We start from the raw sequence: 14,632 nt of genomic DNA on the forward strand, positions 1-14,632 counted from the left end.
TTCAGATGCGGTAGGCGGTGCTCGTCATGACCTTGGACGCGAGCCGCATCGCCCATCGAACCGGTGCCGGCAGCGGCGCGGCACCGGCCGCGCGCGCTTCGGCGCCATGGCGCGCCTCGTCCTGCTTCATCTGCGAGACGATGGCGCGTGACGCGGTGTCATCGGTCGGCAGACGTTGCAAGTGGCTGTCGAGGTGCTGCTCCACCTGACGTTCGGTTTCGTCGACGAAGCCCAGGCTGACCGCGTCGCCGGCGCGCCCTGCCAGCAGCCCGATCGCGAACGAACCGGCATACCAAAGGGGATTGAGCAGGCTGGGCCGGGCGTTCAACTCGCGCAGCCGTTCCTGCGTCCAGGCGAGGTGGTCGGTCTCTTCGCGCGCCGCGTGCTCGAACTGGCGACGCAGCGCGGGGTCGCGGGTGGTGAGCGCCTGCGCGTTGTAGAGCGCTTGGGCGCAGACCTCGCCGACATGGTTGACCCGCATCAGCGCGCCGGACAGGCGGCGTTGGGCGGCGTCCAGCTCGACCGGCGCCGCCTTCGCGATCGGTCGCGGGCGGGCTGCCGTGTCCGCGCCGGAGAGCGTCCGGAGCGCGCTGTCGGCGGCGTTCAGGAGGGGGTCGATCAGGGTCTCGGTCATGCGATCAACGAGGTAAACAGGTGGCCAGAATAACGCAGCGAAGGTGCCGGCAAGCTCGTTGTGCTGAGACAACATAAAGTCCTTTTTTGCCCGCCAAGGCTTTCCAGTACCCGGCCCCTCTGGTGCAATACGTACAACTTCCGCTGAGGGGGTTGTGCCTGATCTGCCCAACGAGGGTGATTCGTGATCGGGACCTCTTGTTCAACCTAGGAGATAGTTGCAATGAAAAAATCTCTGCTCGCTCTCGCAGTTCTGGGCGCTTTCGCCGGTGTCGCATCGGCCCAATCGTCGGTCAGCCTCTACGGAACGGTCGACCTGAACGCCAAGTACGTCAAGAATGACGGCTCTGCGCGTCGCTACTCGCTGAGCCAAGACGGCATCAACAGCAGCCAGCTGGGCTTCAAGGGCATCGAAGACCTCGGTGGCGGCCTCAAGGCCGGCTTCGTCCTGCTGGCCGGTGTCAACGCCGACTCGGGCACCACGAACGCGCAGTTCTTCAATCGCCGTGCCACCGTCAGCCTGATGGGCGGTTTCGGTGAAGTCCGCCTCGGCCGTGACTACACCCCGACGTTCTGGAACAACACGATTTTTGATGCCTTCGGCACCAACGGCGTGGGCGACTCGAGCCACGTTCTGCAGCTGCCGACCGCCACGTTCGTGCGCGCCAACAACTCGATCGGCTACTTCCTGCCGTCCGGCATCGGTGGCGTCTACGGCCAGTTCATGGCCGCTGCCAGCGAAGGCGGCACGGGTCCGTCGCTGTACGGCACGACCGTCGGCAACAACCCGGGTCGTTACCTTGGCGGCCGCATCGGCTTCGCCGCAGGCCCGTTCGACATCGCTGCAGCGTATGCCCAACAGCGCTTCCAAAGCGGCGCTGCCGAGCAGAAGACCTGGAACATCGGCGGTTCGTACGACCTCGGCGTCGTCAAGCTGATGGGCTACTTCGACCGCGACACCGTGGGCTCGTTCCGCGAGAACCGCTTCTCGTTCAGCGGCGTTGTGCCGCTCGGCCAAGGCGAAATCCACGCTGGCTACGACCGCAGCAAGCTGACCGGCAGCGGCGTCGACAACAAGGTCGACCAGTTCAAGGTCGGCTATGTCTACAACCTGTCGAAGCGCACGGCCGTCTACACGACCTACTCGCACCTGAAGAACGGCAACGTCTCGCGTCTGTCGGTCAGCGCCGCGCAAACGGCAGCTCCGACCTTCGGCGGCAAGTCGTCGGGCGCCGAAGTCGGTCTGCGTCACTTTTTCTGATCGCCCGCTGGCCTGGTGCCAGCAGTCGTCAGAATCAGAAAGCCGCCTTCGGGCGGCTTTTTTTTGGGCCCCTTTTCTGCCCCCCACTCGAACGTTCCGATCACCGTATCGGTGCATTCCCCTTTGACGGCTGGCTCGCGTTTTGCTCTGATCGCACACCGCTTGCGTCAGTGAGCACTGCACTGAACCCGCAACTCCCCGATGCTTGTTTTCGTCCTGCGCCGCCTCTTCCAAGCTGTCATCGTGATGCTCACGGTGGCCTTCATCGCGTTCATGCTGTTCCAGTATGTCGGCGACCCGGTCAACAACATCCTCGGTCAGGACGCGACGCCGGAGCAGCGCGCGCAATTGCGCGTCGACCTTGGACTGGACAAGCCCTTTCCGCTCCAGTTCGCGCGTTTCGTCGGCAATGCGGTCCGGGGCGAGTTCGGCCTGAGCTTGAGGCAAGGGCGCAAGGTCTCTTCCCTAATCGCGGAGCGTCTGCCGGCAACGCTCGAACTGGCTTTCGTCGCTGCGTCTCTGGCGCTGCTGCTGGGCATTCCGATGGGCGTTTACGCCGCGCTGCGTCGCGGCAGTTTTCTGTCCCAGGCTTTGATGACGATCTCGCTGCTCGGCGTGTCCTTGCCGGTGTTCCTGATTGGCATCCTGCTGATCCTGGTCTTTGCCGTGACGCTGAAGTGGCTGCCCAGCTTCGGCCGCGGTGAGGTGACGATGCTCGGCCAGTGGAGCACCGGATTCCTGACCGTCGACGGCTGGAAGCACCTGATCCTGCCGTCGATCACGCTCGCGGTGTTCCAGCTGACGCTGATCATGCGGCTCGTCCGCTCCGAGATGCTGGAAGTGCTGCGCGCCGACTACATCAAGTTCGCGCGCGCACGCGGACTTCCGAACCGGGTGGTCTACTTCGGCCACGCACTGCGCAACACGCTCGTGCCGGTCATCACGATCACCGGTTTGCAACTGGGCGGGCTGATCGCGTTTGCAATCATCACCGAGACGGTGTTCCAGTGGCCCGGTATGGGCCTGCTGTTCATCCAGGCCGTGACCTTTGCCGACATCCCGGTGATGGCGGCCTACCTGTGCCTGATCGCATTGATCTTCGTCGTGATCAACCTCGCGGTGGACATGCTCTATTTCGTCGTCGATCCGCGCCTGCGGGTCGAGAAGTCGGCTGCTGCGCACTGAGCGGCCACCCTCCCTCGCATCCCCTTTCGTCCAGGAGACTCCATGAACTTCAAGAAAAACCTCGTGATCGCCGCGGCAGCGCTGGCTGTCGGTGCCGCCCAGGCCGTGACCTTGCGCGTGTCGAACCAGGGCGACGTGCAGTCGATGGACCCGCACTCGCTGAACGAATCGCTGCAGCTGAGCTTCATGGGCAGCGTCTACGAGTCGCTGGTCGGCCGCGGCAAGGACATGTCGGTGCAGCCCCTGCTCGCCACCAAGTGGTCACAGACCTCGCCGACGGTCTGGCGCTTCGAGCTGCGCAAGGGCGTCAAGTTTCACGATGGCACGCCGTTCACCGCCGACGACGTGATCTTCAGCTTCAAACGCGCGGCCGACGCCGGCAGCGACATGCGTGGCTATGTGGCACCGGTGAAGGACGTGCGCAAGGTCAGCGACTCGGTGGTCGAGATCGAGACGGTGGCGCCGTTCCCAATCCTGCCGGACACGCTGACCGTGTTCGCGATCATGAGCAAGAAGTGGTGCGAGGAGAACAAGGCGGAGCGCCCGGTCGACCGTCGCAAGGGCGTGGAGAACACCGCCAGCTTCAAGGCCAATGGCACCGGTCCGTTCCGGCTGAAGGAGCGCCAGCCTTCGGTGCGCACGGTGATCGTGCGCAACTTCAACTACTGGGACAAGGTCGAGAGTAACCTCGACGAGGTCGTGTTCACGCCGATCGGCAACGACGCCACGCGCGTCGCGGCGCTGCTGTCGGGCGAGTCCGATGTGATGGAGCCGGTGCCGCTCCAGGACGTCGAGCGCATCAAGGGCAGCCCTAATCTGACCGTCCTGCAAGGCCCCGAACTGCGCACGATCTTCCTGGGCATGGACCAGAAGCGAGATGAACTGTTGAACAGCAGCGTGAAGGGCAAGAACCCGTTCAAGGACAAGCGCGTTCGCCAGGCCTTCTACCAGGCGATCGACGAAGAGACGATCAAGGCACGCGTGATGCGCGGCGCAGCGGCGCCGACCGCGTTGATGATCGGCCCGGGCGTGCGCGGTTTCATGCCCGAGATGAACAAGCGCCTGCCGTACGACGTGGACGCGGCCAAGAAGCTGCTGGCCGACGCCGGCTATCCGAGCGGCTTCGAGGTCGGCATGAACTGCCCGAACGACCGCTACGTGAATGACGCGGCGATCTGCCAGGCCGTCGCCGCCAACCTCGCGCGCATCGGCGTCAAGGTGAACCTGCAGACCGAGACCAAGGTCAGCTACTTCCCGAAGATCCTGCGCCGCGATACCAGCTTCTACCTGCTCGGCTGGACGCCGAGCACCGCCGATGCGCACGACGCGCTCTACAACCTGATGGCCACGCCGACGGACAAGGGTCAGGGCCAGTACAACCTCGGCGCGTACAGCAATGCCAAGCTCGACGAGCTGACCACGAAGATCCAGACCGAGACCGACAAGACCAAGCGCGACGAAATGATTCGCGAGGCCTTCAAGGTGCACACCGACGACGTCGGTCACATCCCGCTGCACCAGCAGGCACTGGCCTGGGCCTACAACAAGAACGTGACGCTGACGCAGCTGCCCACCAACTACATGTACTTCAAGTGGGTGTCGATGAAGGCCAAGTGATCGATTGCAGCCGCGCATCGTGAACGCTTCTTCTTCGCCCGCCACTGCGGCGCCCAGTGCCTGGGCGCGCTTCTTCGACGGCGATTTCTGGCACTCGTTTCGCACCTCGCCGATGGCGATCGGCGCGGCGCTGGTTGCGCTGGGTTGCATGATCGTCGCGCTGTTCGCCGGCGTGATCGCGCCGCACAACCCGTTCGATCTGGCCACGCTCGAGCTCAGCGATTCGATGCTGCCGCCGGCGTGGATGGAGGGTGGACAGGCCAAGTACCTGCTCGGCACCGACGAGCAGGGCCGTGACGTGCTCTCCGCGCTGATGTACGGGGCGCGCATCTCGCTGCTGATCGGGGGCGCATCGGTGCTGGTGTCGATGCTGATCGGCGTGTCGCTCGGTCTATTGTCCGGCTATGCGGGCGGGCGCATCGACGGCTTCATCATGCGGGTCTGCGACGTGATGCTGTCGTTCCCGTCGATCCTGATCGCGCTGCTGATCGCCGGCGTCGGTCGCGCGCTGTTCCCGCAGGCGCACGACTCGCTGGCCTTCGGCGTGCTGATCCTGGCGATCGCGCTGCCGGGGTGGGTGCAGTACGCGCGCACGGTGCGCGGCTCGACGATGGTCGAGCGCAGCAAGGAGTACGTGCAGGCGGCGCGCGTCGTCGGCGTGCCGCCGATTCGCATCATGATCCGCCACGTGCTGCCCAACGTGCTGGGTCCGGTGCTGGTGCTGGCCACGATCCACCTCGCACTCGCGATCCAGACCGAGGCGACGCTGTCGTTCCTCGGCGTCGGCGTGTCACCGACCTCGCCATCGCTGGGCACCTTCATCAACGAGGGCAACAAGCAACTGTTCAGCGGCGCCTGGTGGCTGGTGATCTTCCCGGGCACGATGCTGCTGCTGATCGCGCTGAGCATGAACCTGTTCGGCGACTGGCTGCGTGACGCGCTGAACCCGCGCCTGCGGTGAGGGGACCGACCATGACCCACCCGCTGCTCGAAGTCCGCAACCTGCGCGTCGAATTTCCGACCCGCCGCGGCAGGCTCGTCGCGCTCGACGACGTCTCGTTCCAGATCGCGCCGGGCGAGATCCTCGGCGTCGTCGGCGAGTCCGGCGCCGGCAAATCGTTGACCGGCGCGGCGATCATCGGCCTGCTCGATCCGCCCGGCCGGGTCGCCTCGGGCGAGATCCTGTTCGGCGGCCGCCGCATCGACAACCTGCCGTACGAGGAGATGCGCAAGGTCCGCGGGCGCCACATCGGCGCGATCTTCCAGGACCCGCTGACGTCGTTGAACCCGCTGTACACGGTCGGGCGGCAACTCGTCGAGACGATCATGACGCACCTGCCACTCAGCCCAGACGAGGCCCGCAAGCGCGCCATCCACCTGCTGCAGGAGACCGGCATTCCGGCTGCCGAGGCGCGCATCGACCAGTATCCGCATCAATTCTCGGGCGGCATGCGTCAGCGCGTCGTGATCGCGCTCGCGCTGGCGGCCGAGCCGAAGCTGATCGTCGCGGACGAGCCCACCACCGCGCTCGACGTCTCGATCCAGGCGCAGATCATTTCACTGCTGAAGCGCCTGTGCAAGGAACACGGCGCGGCGGTGATGCTGGTCACCCACGACATGGGCGTGATCGCCGAGACCTGCGACCGCGTGGCCGTGATGTACGCCGGCCGCATCGCCGAGATCGGCCCGGTGCACGATGTGATCCACGCCCCGGCTCACCCTTACACGGTCGGCCTGATGGGTTCGATTCCCGCCATGGACGAGGACCGCGAGCGCCTGCTGCAGATCGATGGCGCGATGCCGCGGCTCACGGCGATCCCGGCCGGATGTGCGTTCAACCCGCGCTGTCCGCGCGCGTTCGATCGCTGTCGCGTGGAGCGGCCCGACCTGCTGCCGGCGGGCGCAACACGCGCTGCCTGCTGGCTGCACGCGCCTGAACTGCAGGAGGCGGCATGAGCGCGGTGCTGAAGCCCGACCCGAGCGCGCCGCTCGTGCAGGTGCACGATCTCGCGAAGACCTTCGACGTGTCGGCGCCGTGGCTCAACCGCATGATCGAGCGCCAACCGCGCCAGTTCGTGCACGCGGTCGACGGCATCAGCTTCTCGATCCAGCGCGGCAAGACGCTGGCGCTGGTCGGTGAATCCGGCTGCGGCAAGAGCACGGTCGCGCGTTTGCTGGTGGGTCTCTACGCGCCGACCCAGGGCCGGGTCGAGTTCGACGGCGTCGACACCGCAGCGACGTTCCGTTCCAAGAACGCGCTCGCGCTGCGTCGCCGCATGCAGATGATCTTCCAGGACCCCTACGCGAGCCTGAATCCGCGCTGGAAGGTGGCCGACATCGTCGGCGAGCCCCTGAAGGAGCACGGCCTGCTGCAGACCGCGAGCGGCTCCGGCACGGCCGCGACCAAGGACGAGATGCGAGTGCGCGTCGCACAGTTGCTCCAATCGGTGGGCCTCGCGGCGGCCGACGTCGAGAAGTTCCCGCACCAGTTCTCCGGCGGTCAGCGTCAGCGGATCTCGATCGCCCGCGCGCTGGCGACGCAACCCGAGTTCCTGGTCTGCGACGAGCCGACCTCCGCGCTCGATGTGTCGGTGCAGGCGCAGGTGCTCAACATCATGAAGGACCTGCAGCGCGAGCAGGGCCTGACCTACCTGTTCATCTCCCACAACCTCGCGGTCGTACGCCACGTGAGCGACCATGTCGGCGTGATGTACCTGGGCCGGATCGTCGAGCTCGCCGACAAGGCCGACCTGTTCGGCGGCCCGCGGCACCCGTACACGCGGATGCTGCTCGATGCGATTCCGGACATTCACATGAGCGGTCGCGCCCGTACGCCCGTGCAGGGCGAGGTGCCGAACCCGCTGAATCCGCCGAGCGGCTGCAGCTTCCACCCCCGCTGCCCGCATGCGAATGCGCGCTGCAAGGCCGAGCGGCCGGCGCTGAAGATGTTCGGTGGCGCGCTGATCGCGTGCCACGGGGTGGAAGAAGGCCGGATCTAGCGGCGGTCAGCCGGTGGGCAGGAGGTGCTCGCCGGCGAACAGCGCCGCCACGGGCTCGCGATCGCGGATCAGCCAGGCGGCGTCGCCCGCCACCATCACTTCGGCGGCGCGGCCACGCGTGTTGTAGTTGCTGGCCATGCTCATGCAGTAAGCGCCCGCCGAGAGCACCGCGACGAAATCACCCGCCTGGACCGCGAGCTCGCGATCCTTGCCGAGCCAGTCGCCCGATTCGCACACGGGGCCGACCACGTCGAACAGCACCACGGGCTCGGCCCGCCTCACGCACGGCACGATGTTCATCCAGGCCTGGTACATCGCCGGGCGCATCAAGTCGTTCATCGCCGCATCGACGATGCAGAAATTCTTCTTGCCCGGCTTCACGTAGAGCACCTCGCTGACCAGCACGCCGGCGTTGCCCACCAGCGACCGGCCCGGCTCGAACATCACCTTGCGATGGCCGTGGCCGCGCGCGTCGATGCGCTCGAGCAGGCTGCGCACCAGTGCCTCCGCCGAAGGCGGCGCCTCGTCGGTGTAAGTGATGCCCAGTCCGCCGCCGAGATCGAGGTGGTGGATCGTGATGCCGCGCGCCTCGATCGCCTCGACCAGTTCCAGCAGGCGGTCCAGTGCGTCGAGGTAGGGCCCGGCGTCGGTGATCTGCGAGCCGATGTGGCAATCGATGCCGACGACCTCGAGGCCGGGCAGCGCGGCGGCACGCAGGTAGTTGGCCAGCGCGTCTTCGTGCGCGATGCCGAACTTGTTGCCCTTCAAGCCGGTCGAGATGTAGGGGTGCGTGCCGGCGTCGACATCGGGATTGATGCGCAAGCTCACGCGGGCGGTCTTGCCGACCGCAGCCGCGATTTCTGACAGCAGCGTCAGCTCCGCCTCGCTCTCGACGTTGAAGCAGAGCACGCCGGCTTCGAGCGCCCGCCGCATCTCGGCGCGCGTCTTGCCGACGCCCGAGAACACGATCTTCGTGGCGGGCACCCCGATCGCGAGGACGCGCTCGAGTTCGCCACCGGAGACGATGTCGAACCCGCAACCGGCACGCGCGAAGGTCTGCAGCACCGCCAGGCTGGAATTCGCCTTCATGGCGTAGCAGATCAGGTGATCGCGGCCGGTGAGTGCGCGCTGGTAGCTGGCGAGCGCGTCCAGCATCGACGCCTGCGAGTAGGCGTACAGCGGTGTGCCGTGCTCGCGAGCGAGCGCAGCGACCGAACGGCCCTCGATGTAAAGATCGTCGCCGCGATAGGCGATGTGCGGGGAGCCGGGCAGGGTCATCGGGCAGGGGTGGTTGGGGGGGCAGAAGCGGGTTGGGAGGCGACGCCGGGCGTCGCCGGCTTGGGCAAGCTCAGCGGGCCCTTCTGACCGCAGGCCGTGAGCGAAACGGTCAGCGCGAGACATGAGCCCACCGCCGACGCAGCCTTCGCGGCCGCCGCTACACTGATCTTGCGCTGCAACATTCCCGGATTCTATCGACCATGCCCGCCGACCTCAGCCCCACGCTTTTGACCGACAGCGAATACGATCAGCGCACCAGCGCCCTGCTGGCGAGCGTCGAAGCGCGCATCGACGGGTGGCTGCAGGACGATGTGGTCGACATCGACACCCACCGCACCGGCGGGCTGCTGGAGATGAGCTTCCCGAACGGCAGCAAGATCGTCCTGAACACGCAGCCGCCGCTTCACGAGCTGTGGCTCGCGGCACGATCCGGGGGTTTTCACTACAAGTTCGTCGACGGCGCCTGGCGCGACACGCGCCACGGCGGCGAGTTTTTCGAGGCCTTGTCGGCCTGTGCGAGCGAGCAGGCCGGTCAACAATTACGTTTCGCGGCCCCCGAATGACAGTTTTCGTCAGCGCTTGAAGAGGTCGAGGATGCTCTTTCGCTCTTCTTCGTCGGGCGCGGCGGGCAGTTTGTCCTCCAGGCCGACGCTGGCGACACCGGCGCCCCTGGTGTATTCCTCGTAGAACCACTCGTCGCCGATGTTCACGACGCCTTCGGGCACAGGGTACTGCTCGACCGGCACGCCGTTCAGCGCGTGCTTCATGTACTCGATCCAGATCGGCAGTGACAAGCCGCCGCCCGTCTCGTTGTCGCCGAGCTTGCGTGGCGTGTCATAGCCGATCCAGACGATCGCCACCAGGCTGGGCTGGAAGCCGGCGAACCAGGTGTCGATCGAGTCGTTGGTGGTGCCGGTCTTGCCGTAGATGTCGGGTCGGTTCAGCACCCGCCGGGCCGCCGCGGCCGTGCCGCGCAGCGCCACGGTGTTCAGCAGCGAGTCCATCACGAAGGCGTTGCGTGCATCCAGTGTGCGCATCGATTCGTTGAGCACCGGCGGCGTGGCCTCATTCAGCACCCGGCCCTTGCTGTCGGTGATCTTGCTGATCAGCATCGGATTGACGCGATAGCCGCCGCTGGCGAACACGCTGTACGCCGAGGCCATCTGCAGCGGCGTGACCGAACCGGTGCCCAGCGCCATCGGCAGGTAGGCAGGGTGCTTGTCGGCTTCGAAACCGAACCGCGTGATCCAGTTCTGCGCATAAGGTGCACCGATGGACTGCAGGATGCGGATCGAAATCATGTTCTTCGACTTCTCGAGACCGCGGCGCAGCGTCATCGGCCCCTCGAACTTGCCGTCGTAGTTCTTGGGTTCCCAAGGCTGGCTGCCGGTCGAGCCGGCGTCGAAGAACAGGGGCGCGTCGTTGACCACGGTGGCGGGCGTGAAGCCCTTCTCCAGGGCCGCCGAATAGATGAACGGCTTGAAGCTCGAACCCGGCTGGCGCCAGGCCTGCGTCACGTGGTTGAACTTGTTTTTCGCGTAGTCGAACCCGCCGACCATCGCCCGCACGGCGCCGGTGCGTGGGTCGATCGCGACGAAGGCGCCTTCGACCTCGGGCAGTTGCGTGATGCTCCAGTCGCCGGGCTTGCCGTCCTTGCCGGTGCCGCGGATCAGACGGATCACCGCGCCCGGCCGGATCTGCGTCTTGGGGTTGCCCTTGACCGCGAGGCCTGAGGTGACCGGCTTCAGGCCGTCGCCGGTGATCGTGATCGCATCGCCGTTCTGCAACACCGCCACCACCTTCTTCGGGCTCGCCTCGATGGCGATTGCGGCCTTCAGTTCGTCGTTGTCCGGGTGGTCCTGCAGCGCCTCGGCGATGCGGGCGTCGACTTCCTTCGGGTCCGCAGGCAGGTCGACATAGTCTTCAGGGCCGCGATAAACCTGGCGCCGTTCGTAGTCCATGATGCCGCGCCGCAGCGCGCGGTACGCCACCATCTGGTCCGCGGACTTGAGGGTCAGGTAGACATTCAGGCCGCGGGTGTAGGCATCTTCGCCGTACTGGGTGAAGATCAGCTGGCGCGCGGCCTCGGCCACATACTCGGCGTGCACCGCGACCTCCGACGGTTCACGGTAGCGCAGCGGCTCTTGGCGCGCGGCGTCCCGCTGCTCGGCCGTGATGTAGCCGTTGTCGACCATGCGATCGAGGATCCGCAGTTGGCCGTTCTTGGCCCGCTCGGGGTTGTTGATCGGGTTGTAGGCCGACGGCGCCTGGGGCAGGCCGGCAAGCATCGCGGCCTCGGCGATCGACAGGTCTTTCAGCGGTTTGCCGAAGTAGATCTCGCTGGCGGATGCGAAGCCGTAGGCCCGCTGTCCCAGGAAGATCTGGTTCATGTAGACCTCGAGGATCTGGTCCTTGGTCAGCAGGCTCTCCATCTTGAAGGCCAGCAGCATCTCGTAGATCTTGCGGGTGTAGGTCTTCTCGGTCGACAGGTAGAAGTTGCGCGCGACCTGCATCGTGATCGTCGACGCGCCCTGGCTGCGCGAGCGGTTGAACTGGGCCAGGCCGGCCCGCAGCACGCCCTTGATGTCGACGCCGCTGTGCTCGTAGAACCGCGCGTCTTCCGAGGCCAACACCGCGTGCTGCATGACCTTGGGAATCTGCGCGAGCGGCACGAAGTTGCGTCGCTCCTCGCCGTATTCGCCCAGCAACACGCCGTCGGACGAGAACACCCGCATCGGCAGTTTCGGCCGGTAATCCATCAGCCCGCCGATCTCCGGCAGGTTGGGATAGGCCACCGACAGCGCGATCCCGACCAGCACGACGACCGTGATGACGCCGGTCGCGATCAAGCCCACCAGCCAGAGTGCGCTGCGACTCACCCAGCGGGCCCAACGCGGGAGGTGGGTGCCGCGCGCGGCAGGTTCATCGGCAGGGCGCTTGCGCGCGCGCTCGGATTCGCTCATGTCACTCCACGTTGCAAGTTCGCATTATAGAAAACCGTGGCGAGGCCGATCTTGCAGGGAGTGACGCTTTTCGGCCCTTCGTGGGGTGGCCCGCCGAATGCTTTCGAGAATGCGCTCGGCGACCTCGAGCAACGTTTGTTAGCGTGTGAGTTTTGCAACGAGCGCGCGTGCCGCAAACCGGATTTTTCTTTGTGGCACAAAGGCTTTACTGCTAGCATTGAAGTAACTTATTAACAATCCAGCACGTTTCTTCACAGCTGGTGGAAAGGCGTCGTGAGCTTCCTAGACACGTTGTTGGGCCGCAAACATCCGCCGATGATCGGGCTGGACATCAGCTCATCCAGCGTGAAGCTCGTGGAGTTGGGACAGTCGGCAACCGGCGAATACGTGGTCGAGCGGTTCGGCGTCGAGAGCTTCGAAAAGGGCTGGATTGCCGATGGCCAGATCGAGAAATTCGACGAGGTCGCCGAGGCCGTGAAGCGCGTGGTGTCCAAGAGCGGCACCAAGACACGGCACGTCGTGATGGCGATGCCGCAGTCTGCGGTGATCACCAAGAAGATCATGCTGCCCGCCGGCCTGCGCGAGGAAGAACTCGAGGTGCAGGTCGAGACCGAGGCCAACCAGTACATTCCGTTTTCGCTCGACGAGGTCAGCCTCGACTTCTGCGTGATCGGCCCGAGCCCGACCTCGGTGGGAGATGTCGAGGTGCTGATCGCGGCCTCGCGCAAGGATCGTGTGCAGGATCGACAGGGCCTGGCCGAAGCGGCCGGTCTGACGCCGGTGGTGCTCGACATCGAATCGCACGCGTCGCGCCTTGCCATGAGCCGCGTGATCGCGTCGCTTCCCAACGAGGGCAAGGATGCGCTCGTCGCGTTGTTCGAGATCGGCGCGGACACCACGAGCCTCAAGGTGCTGCGCGACGAAGAGATGCTCTACGACCGCGACCAGGCGTTCGGCGGATCGCAGCTCACGCAACTGATCTCGCGCCAGTACGGCTTCTCGTACGAGGAAGCGGAACAGAAGAAGCTCGCCGCCGACTTGCCGGACGACTACGAGGCCACCCTGCTGGCGCCGTTCGTCGACAGCCTGTCGCAGGAGATCGGCCGGGCGCTGCAGTATTTCTTCACCAGCACGCCGCACCACAAGGTGCATTACGTGATGCTGGCGGGCGGCACGGCCACCTTGCCCGGCCTCAAGGACCGCGTCACCGAACTGACCGGTTTCGCCTCGATGGTCGTGAACCCGTTCGAGAACATGAAGCTCGGCTCGGCGGTGCGTGAGAGCAAGCTTCGTCGCGAGGCTCCGTCCTATCTCACGGCCTGCGGTCTGGCCATGCGGAGGTTCGTGCAGTGATCCTGATCAATCTACTCCCGCACCGGGAAGAACGACGCAAGCGCCGCAAGATCGCGTTCTTCGCGGGCCTGGGCGTGGCGGCCGTCGTGGGCCTGGGCGTCGTCGGCGGTTGGTACCTCGTGGTCGAGCAGCTGAAGTCGGCGCAGCAGGACCGCAACAAGTTCCTGGCCACCGAGATCGCGAAACTCGAACTCGAGATCAAGGACATTGCGAACCTGAAGGCCGAGATCGCCTCGCTGGTGGCGCGTCAGAAAGCCGTCGAGGATCTGCAGACGGACCGCAACGTGCCGGTCCACATCCTGAACGAGCTCGTGCGCCAGACGCCCGAGGGGATGTACTTCACCGCCATGAGGCAGGACGGGCAGATTCTGAACATCACCGGCATCGCGCAGACCCAGGAACGCATCTCCGAGTTTCTGCGCAACACCGCCTACAACTCCGAGTGGCTCGTGAAGCCGGAACTGATCGAAAGCAAGGCCACGGTCGTGACTGGCGCCAATCGCGAGCAGAAGCGCCTGTTCGACTTTTCCATGCGTCTGACCGTGAAGCGTCCGCAGGACAAGGCGGCCGCTCAGGCGATCCCTGCCAGCGCCCCGGCCAGTGCCGCGGCCGCGGCGAAGAAGGCTTGACCCGCCATGGCGACCAAAGCAACCCCTATCAATCTCGACCTGAACTCGGTGTTCGAAGGCGCGGCTTCGCAGTTCCGCGGCTTGAACCCGAACCAGCCCGGGCAGTGGCCGCTGCTGCCCAAGCTGGCCGTCTGGGCGCTCGTCGCCGTGGCGGTCGTGGTGCTCGGCTGGTTCCTGCTGCTGCAGACTTCGCACGAAGAGCTCGACGCCGAGCGCGCCAAGGAGCCGACGCTCAAAGCGGACTACCGCGCCAAGCTCGCGCAGGCCGTCAACCTGGCCGAATTGCGCAAGCAGAAGCTGCAGGTCGAAGGCTACGTCACGCAGCTCGAGAAGCAACTGCCCGGCAAGGCCGAAATGGACGCGCTGCTGTCGGACATCAACCAGGCAGGACTCGGACGCGGACTGCAGTTCGAGTTGTTCCGCCCGGGCCAGGTGATCGTCAAGGACTACTACGCGGAATTGCCGATCGCGATTCGCGTGTCGGGGCGATATCACGACATGGGCGCGTTCGCCGGTGACATCGCCAACCTGTCGCGCATCGTCACGCTGCACAACATGAACATCAGCACCGCGCCGGGAACGACGGGCGCGCTCGCGATGGAGGCGACTGCGCGCACTTACCGCTATCTGGACCAGACCGAACTCGAAGCCACCAAGGCCGCGGCTGCCAAGGCCAAGCCGGGAGCGAAGAAATGAGCGCGAAAGCAGCACGAT

14 protein-coding genes are annotated in these 14,632 nt (G+C 65.6%); 10 read left to right on the forward strand and 4 right to left on the reverse strand.

Annotation, left to right across the window (positions count from 1 at the left end; translation table 11 throughout):
- Position 1: 1 nt before the first annotated feature.
- Positions 2-634 (reverse strand): 2-polyprenyl-3-methyl-6-methoxy-1,4-benzoquinone monooxygenase, encoded by a 633-nt coding sequence (coq7, locus tag ACWH49_RS14690; RefSeq protein ID WP_448172123.1) that lies wholly within the window; start codon positions 632-634, stop codon positions 2-4.
- A 222-nt stretch (positions 635-856) separates the two neighbouring features.
- Between coq7 and ACWH49_RS14695 the strand changes: the two genes are divergently transcribed.
- From ACWH49_RS14695 to ACWH49_RS14720, 6 genes are all read left to right on the forward strand, one after another.
- Entirely contained in the window at positions 857-1,894 is a 1,038-nt protein-coding gene (locus ACWH49_RS14695) for a porin (protein WP_448172124.1), read from the forward strand.
- A gap of 201 nt (positions 1,895-2,095) precedes the next feature.
- Positions 2,096-3,079: an ABC transporter permease gene (locus tag ACWH49_RS14700; RefSeq protein ID WP_448172125.1), complete on the forward strand. Its 984-nt coding sequence runs from the start codon at positions 2,096-2,098 to the stop codon at positions 3,077-3,079.
- A gap of 42 nt (positions 3,080-3,121) precedes the next feature.
- Complete coding sequence (locus ACWH49_RS14705; protein ID WP_448172126.1) at positions 3,122-4,696, forward strand: ABC transporter substrate-binding protein; 1,575 nt, start codon at positions 3,122-3,124, stop codon at positions 4,694-4,696.
- A 19-nt stretch (positions 4,697-4,715) separates the two neighbouring features.
- The gene (locus tag ACWH49_RS14710; RefSeq protein WP_448172127.1) at positions 4,716-5,657 is read left to right on the forward strand and encodes an ABC transporter permease; all 942 of its coding nucleotides are present in this window, start codon (positions 4,716-4,718) and stop codon (positions 5,655-5,657) included.
- An 11-nt stretch (positions 5,658-5,668) separates the two neighbouring features.
- Entirely contained in the window at positions 5,669-6,652 is a 984-nt protein-coding gene (locus tag ACWH49_RS14715) for an ABC transporter ATP-binding protein (protein ID WP_448172128.1), read from the forward strand.
- Positions 6,649-7,695: an ABC transporter ATP-binding protein gene (locus ACWH49_RS14720; RefSeq protein ID WP_448172129.1), complete on the forward strand. Its 1,047-nt coding sequence runs from the start codon at positions 6,649-6,651 to the stop codon at positions 7,693-7,695. The genes ACWH49_RS14715 and ACWH49_RS14720 overlap by 4 nt, the downstream gene beginning before the upstream one ends.
- A 6-nt stretch (positions 7,696-7,701) precedes the next feature.
- Here ACWH49_RS14720 and lysA read toward each other — a convergent pair whose 3' ends face one another.
- Positions 7,702-8,973, reverse strand: coding sequence for a diaminopimelate decarboxylase (lysA, locus tag ACWH49_RS14725; protein ID WP_448172130.1), 1,272 nt, complete (start codon positions 8,971-8,973; stop codon positions 7,702-7,704).
- A complete protein-coding gene (gene lptM, locus ACWH49_RS14730; RefSeq protein WP_448172131.1) occupies positions 8,970-9,155 on the reverse strand; it encodes an LPS translocon maturation chaperone LptM in 186 nt (61 codons plus the stop codon). The genes lysA and lptM overlap by 4 nt, the downstream gene beginning before the upstream one ends.
- A 45-nt stretch (positions 9,156-9,200) precedes the next feature.
- Here lptM and cyaY point away from each other — a divergent pair, with 45 nt between their 5' ends.
- Positions 9,201-9,536, forward strand: coding sequence for an iron donor protein CyaY (gene cyaY / locus ACWH49_RS14735; protein WP_448174354.1), 336 nt, complete (start codon positions 9,201-9,203; stop codon positions 9,534-9,536).
- A gap of 9 nt (positions 9,537-9,545) precedes the next feature.
- Here the strand turns inward: cyaY and ACWH49_RS14740 are convergent, their stop codons facing one another.
- Positions 9,546-11,936 carry a penicillin-binding protein 1A gene (locus tag ACWH49_RS14740; RefSeq protein ID WP_448172132.1) on the reverse strand — a complete coding sequence of 797 codons (2,391 nt, stop codon included), beginning with the start codon at positions 11,934-11,936 and terminating at the stop codon, positions 9,546-9,548.
- A gap of 315 nt (positions 11,937-12,251) precedes the next feature.
- On the opposite strand from ACWH49_RS14740, the gene ACWH49_RS14745 reads away from it, so the two are divergent.
- Genes ACWH49_RS14745 through ACWH49_RS14755 form a run of 3 tightly spaced genes read left to right on the forward strand, consistent with a single transcriptional unit; the run spans position 12,252 to position 14,614 of the window.
- On the forward strand, positions 12,252-13,289 hold the full coding sequence (locus ACWH49_RS14745; protein WP_056461153.1) for a pilus assembly protein PilM: 1,038 nt from the start codon (positions 12,252-12,254) through the stop codon (positions 13,287-13,289).
- A complete protein-coding gene (locus tag ACWH49_RS14750; protein ID WP_448172133.1) occupies positions 13,286-13,918 on the forward strand; it encodes a PilN domain-containing protein in 633 nt (210 codons plus the stop codon). Before ACWH49_RS14745 ends, ACWH49_RS14750 begins: the two co-directional genes overlap by 4 nt.
- A 6-nt stretch (positions 13,919-13,924) precedes the next feature.
- On the forward strand, positions 13,925-14,614 hold the full coding sequence (locus ACWH49_RS14755; protein WP_448172134.1) for a type 4a pilus biogenesis protein PilO: 690 nt from the start codon (positions 13,925-13,927) through the stop codon (positions 14,612-14,614).
- The last annotated feature ends 18 nt before the right edge of the window (positions 14,615-14,632 follow it).

It is taken from the genome of Rhizobacter fulvus, assembly GCF_964020785.1.

Bases quoted from the DNA above. Each gene is read 5' to 3' on its own strand.
- coq7 (WP_448172123.1), bottom strand. From the start codon at position 634: ATGACCGAGACCCTGATCGACCCCCTCCTGAACGCCGCCGACAGCGCG.
- ACWH49_RS14695 (WP_448172124.1), top strand. From the start codon at position 857: ATGAAAAAATCTCTGCTCGCTCTCGCAGTTCTGGGCGCTTTCGCCGGT.
- ACWH49_RS14700 (WP_448172125.1), top strand. From the start codon at position 2,096: ATGCTTGTTTTCGTCCTGCGCCGCCTCTTCCAAGCTGTCATCGTGATG.
- ACWH49_RS14705 (WP_448172126.1), top strand. From the start codon at position 3,122: ATGAACTTCAAGAAAAACCTCGTGATCGCCGCGGCAGCGCTGGCTGTC.
- ACWH49_RS14715 (WP_448172128.1), top strand. From the start codon at position 5,669: ATGACCCACCCGCTGCTCGAAGTCCGCAACCTGCGCGTCGAATTTCCG.
- ACWH49_RS14720 (WP_448172129.1), top strand. From the start codon at position 6,649: ATGAGCGCGGTGCTGAAGCCCGACCCGAGCGCGCCGCTCGTGCAGGTG.
- lysA (WP_448172130.1), bottom strand. From the start codon at position 8,973: ATGACCCTGCCCGGCTCCCCGCACATCGCCTATCGCGGCGACGATCTT.
- lptM (WP_448172131.1), bottom strand. From the start codon at position 9,155: ATGTTGCAGCGCAAGATCAGTGTAGCGGCGGCCGCGAAGGCTGCGTCG.
- ACWH49_RS14740 (WP_448172132.1), bottom strand. From the start codon at position 11,936: ATGAGCGAATCCGAGCGCGCGCGCAAGCGCCCTGCCGATGAACCTGCC.
- ACWH49_RS14745 (WP_056461153.1), top strand. From the start codon at position 12,252: ATGATCGGGCTGGACATCAGCTCATCCAGCGTGAAGCTCGTGGAGTTG.
- ACWH49_RS14755 (WP_448172134.1), top strand. From the start codon at position 13,925: ATGGCGACCAAAGCAACCCCTATCAATCTCGACCTGAACTCGGTGTTC.